Below are 12,796 nucleotides of genomic sequence, written 5' to 3' on the forward strand. Positions count from 1 at the left end.
GCCCGCCCCGGGCGCCGTACCCGACTGTCTCGTACCCCTGAATCAGCACCGGCCCCCACCGGTGCTGTGCATCAGGGTACGGCCGGTGGCCCGCTGCGGAAGCCAATTCACGGAACTGGCCGGGTCCGCGTCCTACTGTGTGGCCCATGTTCCGTCTTGAGACAGAAGTGGACAAAGGACGGCGTTCCTTGCTGAGTCGGCGGCTGCGGGACGACAACACGGCCCGCTCCCCGGAGCTGCGCGCACTGCGCACCACCCGCGCCGGGCGGGAACTCCCGCTGGAGGTATGGGCGGTGGACATCGAGGGCGCCGTCGCCGGCGGGCTGACCGGCCGCACCTGGGCGTACTGGCTCCATGTGGACCAGCTCTGGGTCGACGCCCGCCACCGCGGCCGGGGCCTGGGCTCGCTGCTGCTCGCGGAGGCGGAGCGGGTGGCCGCGGCGGACCGGGGCTGCGCCCGCTCCCGGCTGGAGACCTGGGGCTTCCAGGCGCCCGGCTTCTACCGGGAGCGGGGCTACGAGGTGAGCGGGCGGGTCGAGAACTACCCGCCCGGGGTCACCGAGTTCATCCTGACGAAGGAGCTCAGCTGAGGCGGCGGGCGCCCGCCGAGGGCACGGCCGGGAAGATCCGCGGCGTCGTGTGGCCCGCGGCGGCAAATGCCTCCAGCACGGACTTGGCGACCGTGTCCGCCTGCTCCTGCTCCACCAGCACGATCGCCGAGCCGCCGAAGCCGCCGCCGGTCATCCGCGCACCGAGCGCCCCGGCCTCGCCCGCCGCCGACACCACCAGATCCAGTTCCGGGCAGGAGACCCGCAGATCGTCGCGGAGCGAGACGTGCCCGGCGTCGAGCACCGGGCCCGCGGCCCGTGCGTCGCCCGCGTCGAGCAGGGCGATGACCTGCTCGACGCGCTGGTTGTCGCTGACCACGTGGCGTACGTAGCGCACCACGGACTCGTCGACGCCGGCCGCGGCCAGGGTCTCCAGGGCCGCGCCGAGGCCCTCGTACGGCACCTCGCGCAGTGTCCGTACGCCGAGCGCCGCCGCACCCGCCTCGCAGCCGGCCCGCCGCTCGGCGTAGGCGCCGTCGCCGAGCGCGTGCTTGACCTGGGTGTCGACCACGAGCAGCCGCAGCCCCTGGGCGGCCAGGTCGAAGGGGATCTGGCGCCGGGTGAGATCACGGGTGTCGAGGTGCAGGGCGTGGCCCTCGGTGCAGCAGGCGGACGCCATCTGGTCCATGACCCCGCACGGCACCCCCACGAAGTCGTTCTCGGCGCGCTGGCCGAGAACCGCCAGCTCCGGCGCGGAGAGCCCGAGTTCGAAGAGGTCGTTCAGGGCGAACGCAGTGACGACCTCCAGCGCGGCGGAGGAGGACAGACCCGCGCCGGTGGGCACGGTGGAGGTGAGCTGGATGTCCGCCCCGGTGACCGGGTGGCCGGCCTCGCGCAGCGCCCAGACGACTCCGGCGGGGTACGCCGCCCAGCCATGCCCCTGGTGCGGGGCCAGTTCGTCGATCCGGAGCTGGACGACGCCGCCGGGCACGTCGGTGGAGTGGAGCCGCAGTTCGCCGTCGGTGCGGCGGGCGACGGCGGCGCGTGCGGTGTGCGGCAGGGCGAGCGGCATCACGAAGCCGTCGTTGAAGTCGGTGTACTCGCCGATCAGGTTGACCCGGCCGGGGGCCGCCCAGACCCCTTCGGGCGCGCGCCCGTAGAGCTCGGCGAAGGAGGCGGTCAGCTCGGTGTTCCCGGTCGAGAGCGCGGTCGGCTCGGTGTTCTCGGTCATGGGGTGGTGGTCTCCTCTCGGCGGGCGAACGTCCAGGCGTCGGCGACGATTCCGGTCAGGTCGGCGCGGGACGGCGTCCAGCCGAGCCGCTCCCGGGCGGTGGCGGCGGAGGCGACCAGCACGGCGGGGTCGCCGGCGCGGCGGGGGGCCGCGGTCTCCGGGACGGGGTGGCCGGTGACCTCGCGGACGGTCTCGATGACCTCGCGCACCGAGAAGCCGTTGCCGTTGCCGAGGTTGCAGATCAGGTGCTCGCCCGCGGTGGCCGCGTCCAGCGCCAGCAGGTGGGCCTCGGCGAGGTCGGCGACATGGATGTAGTCGCGGACGCAGGTGCCGTCGGGGGTGGGGTAGTCGTCGCCGTAGACGGAGATCGACTCGCGTTGCCCGAGCGCGACCTGGAGGACCAGCGGGATGAGGTGCGACTCGGGGCTGTGCCGCTCGCCGCAACTCCCGTACGCCCCGGCCACGTTGAAGTACCGCAGCGAGACCGCGGCCAGGCCGTGCGCGGCCGCCTCGCCGGTGATCATGTGGTCGACGGCGAGCTTGGTGGCGCCGTAGGGGTTGGTGGGCGCGGTCGCGTCGGACTCGGTGATGGGGGTGGTGGCCGGTTCGCCGTAGGTGGCGGCGGTGGAGGAGAAGACCAGGGTGCGCACCCCGGCGTCGCGCATCGCGGCGAGCAGGGCGACGGAGCCGCCGACGTTGTTCACCCAGTACTTCTCCGGGTCCGCGACGGACTCGCCGACCTGGGAGTACGCGGCGAAGTGCAGCACCCCGTCGTAGGAGGCGTCCAGCCACTTCGCCGCGTCCTGGACGCGACCCTCGATGAACTCGGCCCCGGCCGGGACGCCCTCCCGGAACCCGGTCGAGAGGTCGTCGAGAACGGTGACCGCGTGCCCGGCCTCCAGCAGGTGCTGGGCGACCACGCTGCCGACGTATCCCGCACCGCCCGTGACCAGGTACTTCTTCTGGGGCTTGCTCACTCGCTCGCTACCTCTCGCAGTCGCTGGGCCGCGGCCTCCGGCGGCACATCGTTGATGAACACGTTCATGCCGGATTCGGAACCCGCGAGGAACTTCAGCTTGCCGGAGGTACGTCGGATGGTGAAAAGCTCCAGATGGAGCCCGAAGTCCTCCCGGTCGGGGACTCCGAACGGCGCCTGGTGCCAGGCCGAGATGTACGGGGTCGGCGGCTCGCCGGGGCCGAAGATCCGGTCGAATCGCCTCAAGAGTTCCAGATAAACCTGTGGGAACTCCGTGCGCGCGGCCTCGTCGAGCTCCCGCAGGTCGGGGACGCGGCGGCGGGGGTGGAGGTGGACCTCGTACGGCCAGTGGGCGGCGTACGGCACGAAGGCGACCCAGTGCTCGGCGTCGATGACGATCCGGGAGCCGTCCTTCTCCTCACGGGCCACCACGTCGTCGAAGAGGTTGCCGCCGGTCGCGGCGCGGTGGGCGGCCATGGAGCGGAACATCAGCTCGGTGCGCGGGGTGACGAAGGGGTACGCGTAGATCTGCCCGTGCGGGTGGCCGAGCGTCACGCCGATCTCGGCGCCCCGGTTCTCGAAGCAGAACACCTGCTTGACCTGCGGGAGTTCGGCCAGTTCGGCGGTGCGGTCGGTCCAGGCCGCGAGGACCAGGGCGGCCTGCTCCTCGGTGAGGTCGGCGAAGGACGCGTCGTGGTCGGAGGTGAAGCAGACGACCTCGCAGCGGCCGGAGTCACCGGCGAGCGAGGGGAAGCGGTTCTCGAAGACGGCGACGTCGTAGTCGGCCTCGGGGATCTCGCTCTGCCGGCCGTCCCGCGAGGGGCAGAGCGGGCATTCGTCGGCCGGCGGGTGGTAGATGCGGCCCTGACGGTGCGAGGCGATGGCGACGCTGTCCCCGAGGAACGGGTCCCGGCGGATCTCGGACGAGGTCGAGACCGCGTCGAGGGGGCGCCGGTCGACGGCGTCACGGACGACCTCGTCACGGCTGTCGTAGTAGAGCAGCTCCCGGCCGTCGGCGAGCGTCGTAACCGTCTTCTTCACCAGGTTCCTCCAAACATAACCGAACACAATGAACCACAAGTCAACAACCGCGTCAACGAGTGGTCCACGCCGGGCGGCCAGGCCGCCGGGCAGGCGTCAGGTCGTGCAGGTGAAGGGGGCGGAGAGGGTGGAGGGAGCAGAGGAGGCGGAGGAGGAGGCGGAGGAGGCGGAGGAGGTGGAGGGGGTGGAGGGGGCAGTGGCGGCGCGGCTCAGAGGGCCGGCCGGCCCGGTCCGCCGACCGGTGCCGCGCGGTCCAGCAGCCCCGTGCGGGCCGCGAGTGCCGCGGCCTCCAGCCGGGAGCCGACGCCCAGTTTCATCAGCACCCGCTGCACATGCGTGCGCGCGGTGCTCGGCGCGATCCGCATCCCGGCCGCGATCAGCCGGGTGTCCTCCCCCTCGGCGACCCGCACCAGGACCTCGACCTCGCGCGGGGTGAGCATCTGGAGCAGCCGCTGCCCCTCGTCGTCCGGCGCCGCGGCGGGATTGAGCAGCTCGGCGAAGGCGCCCTGGAGGAGCTGCGGCGCCACCGCGGCCTCGCCCGCGCGCGCCTTGACCATCGCCCGTTCGACGCCTTCCATGCGCTCGTCGTGGCGGACGTATCCCGCGGCCCCCGCCGCGAAGGCCGCCGCGATCCCGCGCGGGCTGGGCACCGGCCCGAGCACCACGACGGCCACCTGCGGGCGCTCGCGCCGGATCCGTACGATCGGGTCGAAGGCGCCGGGTTCGGCCGGTGCCGAGGTGCCGAACAGGCAGACCTCCGGGGCCCTGCTGACCACCAGCTCCGCCGCCCCCGACGTCGGTGCGGCCGCCGCGAGGACCCGGTGGCCCCGCAGCTTCAGGGCCGAGGCGAGTGCCTCGGCGAGCAGTCTGTGATCATCGACCACCATGAGCCGCACGCCCATCGAGCACACCCCCGTTGCACCGGCACACCGGGCCCCCCGGCCTTCCTGACCCGGCAAGCTACACGCTTGTTCGACGGCGCGGGCGTCTTACCGGCCAAAAGGCTGCGGAACGCCGGATCGGCATGTGTTCGGGACCGGTTGACGGTGCGCCATGTCCGACTGATCACCGTTGTGATCTGCCTGCCGACCGTTACGGATCACTTCGACGGCTCGCACTTCTGATTCCGAACGTGCGCGGGGGTGGCGCCCGTTGAACGGACACCACCCCCGCACGCGTACGGCCCGCTGCTACGGCCTGCTGAAGCTGACCACCAGCCGGCGGCTCGCGTCCAGCGAGCCGCTCGGCTTGCTGACCATCATGCTGGCCAGGTACAGGTGCCCGTCGCTGTAGCGGAACTCGGAGTAGTCCGGCGTGAAGCTGGTCTCCGCGTCCCGGATGGACTCGTCGCTCGGGTTCTCCATCAGCACCGTCTGCTTGAACGTGGCGCCGTCGATGGAGACGACCTGGCCGCCCTTGTCGTACGGGGGAACCCGGTAGGCGATGATGTTGCCGCCGTCCATGCGGATCGGGAACATCGTGTAGCGCTCGCCCGCGTCGGCCCGGTCGCTGGTCGGCTTGCCGGTGGTGAGGTCGAAGGAGACGATCTCGTTGGTGTCGCCGTACTCGCCGGTGCCCTCGTGGTCCTCGGTCGGCAGGTAGATGCGGTTGTTGCCGACGGCCAGCTGGCTGCAGCTCTCGACCTCGGTACGGGCGCAGCGCGCCGCGTACTTCTCGCCGTCCGCCGCGATCCTGGTGAGCAGCTTGCCGGTGGAGGCGTCGATCGAGAAGAAGTCCGAGATGCCGCTGCCGTCACCGGCGGTGTCGCCGACGTCGGCGGCGACGACCAGCGGCTTGGTGGAGACGATGCTCGCGTACTCGACGCCGGGCGGCATCTTGTACGAGGAGATCGGGGCGCCGGTGGTGGGGTTCAGCGCCTGGATGACGAGCTGCGGGTCGTCGTAGGTACCGCACCTGCGGACCGCCGCGAGTGCTTCGCCGCCGCCGTACCCCCTGTCCAGGCAGCCGTCGGTGGTGGCCTTGGGCTTCCAGCGCTCGGCGCCGGTGTTCAGGTCGAAGGCGGCGCCGCCCTCGGTTCCGCCCGCGGCGACCGTGGTGCCGCTGAGCGTGACCTCGTCGAACCTGACGGCCGCGTCACCGCTGGTGGCGGCGGTCACCGACTTGCTCCACATCAGCTTGCCGGTGCTCAGGTCGAGCGCGCCGACCTGGTTGCACGGCGGGTACTTGGTCGCCTTGGTCGGCTTGCTCTGCTCGAAGGCGATCGCGGTCTTGAAGTCCTTGGACATGTGCCGGGAGGCGGCGCAGACCTGGCCCGCCAGCGGGATGGACCACAGCTTGGTGCCCTTGTCCGGGTCGTAGGCCACGATCTCGTTCAGGCCGGTCTTCACATACGCCTTGTCGGTCAGCCAGGAGCCGTCGACCTTGGTGACGTCGGTGACCTTGGGCAGCGGCAGCTGGAAGGCGACCTTGGACTTGGGGTCCGCGGGGGCCTTCTCCTTGCCGGCGCCGTCGACGGCGTTGCCGCCCTTTTCCTCGCCGCCCTTGCCCTCGGTGGCGCCGCTGGAGGAGGACGCCTCCTCCTTCTTGCCGCCGCCGTCGCCGGAGGCGTACCAGATGCCGCCCGCGACGATCAGCACCACGGCGACCGAGGCGGCGACGATGATCTGCATCTGGGTGGAGAACTTCTTGTTGCCGTTGCCGTTCTGCGGCGGCATCTGCGGCTGCTGCATCGGGGTGGTCTGGTAGCCGTACCCCTGCTGTGGCGGCTGGCCGGGCGGCAGGCCCTGGGGGAATCCGTAACCCTGCTGCGGCTGTCCGGGCACGGGCGCCTGCGGGTAGCCGTAACCGGGCTGCGTGGGCTGGTTCTGCGGGTAGCCGTAGCCCGGCTGCTGACCCTGCGGGTAGCCGTAGCCGGGGCCCGGCTGCTGCGGTGCGCCGGTGGGCGGCGGGGTGTCCGCGGGCGGCGGCGTCGGGGCGCCGAACCCACCGGGCGGGGGGTCCTGCGGGGCACCGAATCCGCCCTGGGGCGGATCGTTGGGCGGCTGGGGCGGCTGCGTCATGGCGTACGTACCTCTGGGGAAAGGGAGTCGGTGGGACGGGTCCGGCAGCGGTCGGTTCTGCTCCGGCCGCTGCCGGTCATGAGCCGGGGGGCTCCGACGGCCGGGTGGTGCCGTCGAGGGGCGTCGTGAGCCGTCAGTTGCCGAAGGCCATCATGGTCTTCGTCTCCAGCTCTTCCTTGTCGTTGCCGGCGCTGACCCGGCCGCTCGCGATGAACGAACGGCCGCCCGCGTAGAGGATCTTCGTGTCGTAGAAGCCACGCTCGATCTCGGACGTCGACGCGGGGTGCTGCAGCAGCATCCGCGGGGTGCCGCCGGTCGGTGCGAGGGTGGCGATGCCGCCGCCCTTCTCGTAGGCGGTCTCCACGTAGAGCAGCACATTGCCGCCCTCCATGCGCAGCGGCTTCACCGTGCGCTCGGCCGGGGCGGCCGCCTTCCACTTGGACTTGCCGGTGTTCAGGTCGAACGCCACGACCTTGTTCGTACGGGCGCTGCCGCTGGAGTCCGGCGCGGTCGCCATGTAGAAGGTGTTGGCGTCGGCGGCGACTCCGGTGCAGCCGTCGAGGGACTTGCCGAAGATGGCGAAGGCGCTGCCGCAGTCCGGGGCGAACTTGTCACCCTTGTCGCTGCTGATGCCGGTGCGGAGCGTGCCGTTCTCCTTCAGCGCGAGGATGCTCCACTCCTTCCTGTCCTTCTTCAGCGAGACCACCAGCGGGCTGACCGAGTAGACCTTGTCGATCTCCCAGCCGCGCTTGGGCCGGTAGGTCCACATGGCCTTGCCCGTGTTCGGGTCGATCTGCTGGATCTGGTGCTGCGGGTTGTTGACGTCGTCGGTGCGGCAGCTGGAGGCGGCGATCAGCTTGGACCCGCCGGCGAAGGCGAACGGCTGGCAGGTGCCGGACGGCTTGCCGAACAGTTCCTTGCCGTCGCTGACCCGGTAGGCGTTGGAGTTACCGGTGCGCCCGACCGTCACGGTGTCGCCGCTGATGGCCAGCGAGATGTCCGACAGGAAGTCCCAGGTGCCGTTCTGCTTGATCGATTTCTTCCAGCCGGCCTTGCCGGTGGCGAGGTCGAGCATCTGGAGATCGGCGCAGTCCGCCTTGTCGGTGGTGCCGTTCTTGACCCCGATGACGATCTTGCCGTTGGCCGCGGGCTGGGCGGGTGCCGCGCACAGGTCGGCGGGCAGCTTGAGGGTCCACTTCTGCTTGCCGTCGGCGACCGAGTAGCCGGAGATCGTCCGGTACATGCCCTTGACGATCGTGTCGCCGGCCACCCAGGGGCCGTACACGTCGGAGCCGTTGCGCGGCAGGTCGATGTCGTTCTTCTGGAGCCAGAGGACCTTCGCCTCGCCGGCCTTGCGCCCCGCGTTGAGGTCGTCGTCGGCGCCGCGGCCCTCGCCGTCGCCGTTGCCGTCGCCCTCGTTGACGGAGGGCGAGACGCTCGGCTCGGCGTCGCCGCTCTCCTTCGCGACGGGCTTCTTCTCGTCGTCGCCCCCGCTCGTGGCGACGAAGATGCCGCCGCCTATCACCAGGAGCGCGGCGGCCGCGGCACCGATGATGATCGCGGGCTTGCGCTTGGAGGCGCCGCCGCCCGGACCGCCGGGGGCCGGGGCGCCGGGGTACTGCTGCTGCGGGTAGCCGTGACCGGGCTGCTGGCCGTACGGGCCCGGCTGCTGCTGGCCGTAGGGGCCGGGCTGCTGGGCGTACGGACCGGGCTGCTGGCCGTAGGGGCCCGGCTGCTGGGCATACGGACCGGGCTGCTGGCCCGGCTGCTGCGGGTAGCCGTAGCCGGGGGCCTGGCCCGGCGGCTGGCCGGGGGCCTGGCCCGGCGGCTGGCCGGGGGCCTGCGGGAAGCCGTAGCCCGGCTGGGTGGGCGGCTGAGCCGGTGGCGGCGTCTGCGGCGGACCCTGGGGCGGCTGAGGACTCCCCTGCGGCGGCTGCTGCGGCGCGCCGAAGCCTCCCTGCGGCGGTTGCTGGCTGGGCGGCTGGGTCATCAGCACGTCCCCCTTCGTGCGGTCCGGTGCCCGGTCCGATCTCCCCCGCGATTCCGCGGAACGCCATGGGGCCGAAACCCCCTGAACTTCCCGGAAAGGAGCGAATCAGGCATGGATCCCGCGGCGTTACGTCAGTCGAGCGGGGCTTCTTTGTACCACCCGCGCGACCCCGGGCACCGGGGCGGTCCGCCCCCTGTTCCCAAGGGAGAACCGCCCCGTGATGCCTCCGTTACGCCTCGGACCGTCAGTTGCCGAAGACCGCCAGCGACTTCGCCCGCTTCTCGTCCCCGTCCTTGATCCCGCTGAGGCTCGTGCTCAGCAGGAGGGAACGCCCGTTCACGTAGGCGACCCGGACGTCGAAGAGCGCGCGCTCGGCCTCCACCCCCGCGGCCGGGTGCCGCACCACCATCTGCGGTGTCCCGCCGGACGGCGGGAGGGACGCGATGCCGCCGCCCTTGTTCTGCGCCGCCGACAGGTACATCAGCAGCCGGCCGCCCTCCACCCGCATCGGCATCAGGGTCTGCCCGGCGGGGGCGGTGGCCTTCCACTTCGTCTGTCCACTGGCCAGATCGAAGGCGACGACCTTGTTCGTGGGGTCGGACTCCGCGGGCCTGGTCGCCAGATAGACCGTCTTGTCGTCGGCCGCCACCCCGAGGCAGTTGTCGAGGTTCCTGCCGTCGGAGGCCACGTCGGTGTCGCACTGCGTCTTGTAGTTCTCGTCACCGCCCGCCAGTTGGGAGCGGTAGGTGCCGTCCGCGTTGAGCATGATGATCGCCCACTGCTGGTCGTCCTTCTTCAGGGAGACGACCAGCGGGCTGACGGAGTAGAACTGCGCGATCTCCCAGCCCTTCTTGACCTGGTACTTCCACAGGACCTTGCCGGTGGCGGGGTCGATCCGCTCCACCAGCTGTTCCTTGTGGTCGTCGGCGGCGGTCTGGCAGCTGGCCGCGGCGATCGCCACGGGGCCGCTCGCGAAGCCGAACGGCTGGCAGTTTCCCGGCAGTTGCCCGAAGAGCACCTTGCCGTCGCTGACCCGGAAGGCGTCCGTCCTGGTCTTGCGCCCGATGGTCACGGTGTCGCCGTTGATCGCCATCGCGGGGTTGGACAGCGCGTCCCAGGCGCCCTCCCGCTCGATCGTCCTGTACCAGCCGGCCTTGCCGGTCGTGAGGTCGACCATCTGGAGCGCGCTGCAGATCGCCTGGTCGCCGTGGCCCGTCTGGACCCCGAGGGCGATCTTGCCGTCGGCGGTGGCCTGCGAGGGGGCCGCGCACATGGCGGCCGGCAGACGCAGGCTCCACTTCCGGCTGCCGTCGGTGACGGAGTAGCCGGAGACGGTCTGGTACATCGCCTTGACCACGGTGTCGCCGACGATCCAGGGGCCGTACACGTTCGCGCCGTTGCGCGGCAGGTCGACGCCGCCCTCCTGGAGCCAGAGGACCTTCGCCTCGCCCGGCTTGCGCTTGGCGTTGATCCCGTCGGCCTCCGCACGGAGGTTGCTCAGCCCCTGCTCCTCGCCCTTGTCGTCGGGCTTGCCCGTGGACGAGGTGGTGGGCGCGGGGCCGGCACTCTTCTTCGCCTCGGGCTTCGTGTCGTCGCCCCCGCTCGTGGCCAGCCAGACACCGCCGCCGGCCAGCAGCACCACCGCGAGCACGGCGCCCACGACCGCCCCGCGCCGGCCCCGGAAGAACCCTCCGCCGCTGCCGGCGGGGCCACCGGGCGGCGACGACGGCCCGCCGTAGGGGCCGAACCGAGTGGGCGCGTTGTGCAGCCCCGGCTGCGACGGCACGCCGTACGGGCCGGGCCGGGCGGCCGCGTCGTACGGGCCGGGGGACTGCGCGGGCGGGCCGTACGGGCCCGGGGGCTGGGTGCCGTACGGCCCGGCGGCCCGGCCCGACGGCTGGGTGGGAGGCCCGTACGGATGGGCGGCCCGGCCCGACGGGGGGTCGTACGAACCGGTCTGGGGATCGTACGGAGCCCCGAAGCCCTCCTGCGGCGGTTGCTGGCCGGGCGGCTGGGTCATCAGCACGTCCCCCTCAGTGCTTCGTGCGGACGGCCCGGCTTCCGCGCCGGACAAGGATTCTTTCTATCACCCGTCCCACAAGCCCCAGCCGTCGCACCTGACGCACCGCAGCGGTCAGGCGTCCTCGGCCAGTTCCAGCCAGCGCATCTCCAACTCGTCGCGTTCCGCGACCAGTTCGCGCAGCTCCGCGTCGAGCTTCGCCACCTTCTCGAAGTCCGTGGCGTGCTCCGCGATCTGCGCGTGCAGGGTGGTCTCACGTGTGGAGATCTTGTCGAGTTGCCGCTCGACCTTCTGGAGCTCCTTCTTCGCCGCGCGGGCTGCCTGCGGGGAGAGGGCCGCGGCCGGGGCGGCGGTCTCCCTGGCCGGGGCGGGTGCGGCGGACGGCGTGGCCGCCTCCTCCATCCGCTGCCTGCGCTCCAGGTACTCGTCGATCCCGCGCGGCAGCATCCGCAGCGTGCGGTCGCCGAGCAGTGCCATCACCCGGTCCGTGGTCCGCTCGATGAAGAACCGGTCGTGGGAGATCACGATCATCGATCCGGGCCAGCCGTCGAGGAGGTCCTCCAGCTGGGTCAGGGTCTCGATGTCGAGGTCGTTGGTGGGCTCGTCGAGGAAGAGGACGTTCGGTTCGTCCATCAGCAGGCGCAGGATCTGGAGCCGGCGCCGCTCACCGCCGGAGAGGTCGCCGACCGGGGTCCACTGCTTCTCCTTCGAGAAGCCGAACTGCTCGCAGAGCTGGCCCGCGGTCATCTCGCGGCCCTTGCCGAGGTCGACCCGGTCCCGTACCTGCTGAACGGCCTCCAGGACCCGCAGGTCCGGGTTGAGCTCGTGGACCTCCTGGGAGAGGTAGGCCAGCTTGACGGTCTTGCCGACGACGACCTTCCCCGCGGCGGGCTGCGCGTCGCCCTGGGTGCGGGCCGCCTCGGCCAGCGCCCGCAGCAGCGAGGTCTTGCCCGCGCCGTTGACCCCGACCAGGCCGATCCGGTCACCGGGGCCGAGCTGCCAGGTGAGGTGGGTGAGCAGCGTCTTGGGGCCGGCCTGGACGGTCACGTCCTCCAGGTCGAAGACGGTCTTGCCGAGCCGGGCGTTGGCGAACTTCATCAGCTCGCTGGTGTCGCGCGGCGGCGGCACGTCGGCGATCAGCTCGTTGGCCGCCTCGATGCGGTAGCGCGGCTTGGAGGTGCGGGCGGGGGCGCCGCGGCGCAGCCAGGCCAGCTCCTTGCGCATCAGGTTCTGCCGCTTGGACTCCTCGGTCGCGGCGATCCGCTCCCGCTCGGCCCGCGCGAAGACGTAGTCGCTGTAGCCGCCCTCGTACTCGTGGACCGCGCCGCGCTGGACGTCCCACATGCGGGTGCAGACCTGGTCGAGGAACCAGCGGTCGTGGGTGACGCAGACGAGCGCGGAGCGGCGGGCCCGCAGGTGGCCGGCCAGCCAGGAGATGCCCTCGACGTCGAGGTGGTTGGTCGGCTCGTCGAGGACGATCAGGTCCTGCTCGGCGATGAGCAGCTTGGCCAGCGCGATCCGGCGCCGCTCACCGCCGGAGAGCGGGGCGATGACGGTGTCCAGGCCGTGCTCGAAGCCCGGCAGGGCCAGTCCGCCGAAGAGCCCGGTGAGCACATCGCGGATCTTGGCGCTGCCCGCCCACTCGTGGTCGGCGAGGTCGCCGATCACCTCGTGGCGGATGGTCGCCTGCGGGTCGAGCGAGTCGTGCTGGGTGAGGACGCCGAGCCGCAGCCCGCCGCTGTGGGTGACGCGTCCGCTGTCCGCCTCCTCCAGCCGGGCGAGCATCCGGATGAGCGTCGTCTTGCCGTCGCCGTTGCGGCCCACGACACCGATCCGGTCCCCCTCGGACACCCCGAGGGACACGCCGTCGAGCAGGGCACGGGTGCCGTACACCTTGCTGACCTGCTCGACATTGACCAGATTGACGGCCATTTCACTCCTGCCCGGGGGGATCGATCGGCTTCCCAGGG

Annotated in this window: 9 protein-coding genes; 1 reads left to right on the forward strand and 8 read right to left on the reverse strand. The window is 71.8% G+C overall.

Annotated features, from left to right (window positions below; genetic code table 11):
- Window positions 1-146: 146 nt before the first annotated feature.
- Window positions 147-590, forward strand: a complete 444-nt coding sequence (locus ACFYY1_RS15170) for a GNAT family N-acetyltransferase (RefSeq protein WP_388584955.1) — start codon at window positions 147-149, stop codon at window positions 588-590.
- Here ACFYY1_RS15170 and galK read toward each other — a convergent pair.
- The 8 genes from galK to ACFYY1_RS15210 form a co-directional block, all read right to left on the reverse strand.
- Complete coding sequence (gene galK / locus ACFYY1_RS15175; RefSeq protein ID WP_388584956.1) at window positions 583-1,779, reverse strand: galactokinase; 1,197 nt, start codon at window positions 1,777-1,779, stop codon at window positions 583-585. The two genes, ACFYY1_RS15170 and galK, sit on opposite strands and share 8 nt — an antisense overlap.
- Window positions 1,776-2,756 carry a UDP-glucose 4-epimerase GalE gene (gene galE / locus ACFYY1_RS15180; protein ID WP_388584959.1) on the reverse strand — a complete coding sequence of 327 codons (981 nt, stop codon included), beginning with the start codon at window positions 2,754-2,756 and terminating at the stop codon, window positions 1,776-1,778. Before galE ends, galK begins: the two co-directional genes overlap by 4 nt.
- The gene (gene galT, locus ACFYY1_RS15185) at window positions 2,753-3,796 is read right to left on the reverse strand and encodes a galactose-1-phosphate uridylyltransferase (protein WP_388584961.1); all 1,044 of its coding nucleotides are present in this window, start codon (window positions 3,794-3,796) and stop codon (window positions 2,753-2,755) included. Before galT ends, galE begins: the two co-directional genes overlap by 4 nt.
- A 209-nt stretch (window positions 3,797-4,005) precedes the next feature.
- Entirely contained in the window at window positions 4,006-4,698 is a 693-nt protein-coding gene (locus ACFYY1_RS15190; protein ID WP_388584963.1) for a LuxR C-terminal-related transcriptional regulator, read from the reverse strand.
- A gap of 288 nt (window positions 4,699-4,986) precedes the next feature.
- Window positions 4,987-6,816 carry a PQQ-binding-like beta-propeller repeat protein gene (locus tag ACFYY1_RS15195; protein WP_388584965.1) on the reverse strand — a complete coding sequence of 610 codons (1,830 nt, stop codon included), beginning with the start codon at window positions 6,814-6,816 and terminating at the stop codon, window positions 4,987-4,989.
- A gap of 133 nt (window positions 6,817-6,949) precedes the next feature.
- Entirely contained in the window at window positions 6,950-8,806 is a 1,857-nt protein-coding gene (locus tag ACFYY1_RS15200; RefSeq protein WP_388584968.1) for a PQQ-binding-like beta-propeller repeat protein, read from the reverse strand.
- A gap of 244 nt (window positions 8,807-9,050) precedes the next feature.
- On the reverse strand, window positions 9,051-10,826 hold the full coding sequence (locus ACFYY1_RS15205) for a PQQ-binding-like beta-propeller repeat protein (RefSeq protein ID WP_388584971.1): 1,776 nt from the start codon (window positions 10,824-10,826) through the stop codon (window positions 9,051-9,053).
- A 114-nt stretch (window positions 10,827-10,940) separates the two neighbouring features.
- Window positions 10,941-12,758: an ABC-F family ATP-binding cassette domain-containing protein gene (locus tag ACFYY1_RS15210; protein WP_388584972.1), complete on the reverse strand. Its 1,818-nt coding sequence runs from the start codon at window positions 12,756-12,758 to the stop codon at window positions 10,941-10,943.
- Window positions 12,759-12,796 lie beyond the last annotated feature (38 nt).

It is taken from the genome of Streptomyces sp. NPDC001890, assembly GCF_042891445.1.
Taxonomy (GTDB): domain Bacteria; phylum Actinomycetota; class Actinomycetes; order Streptomycetales; family Streptomycetaceae; genus Streptomyces.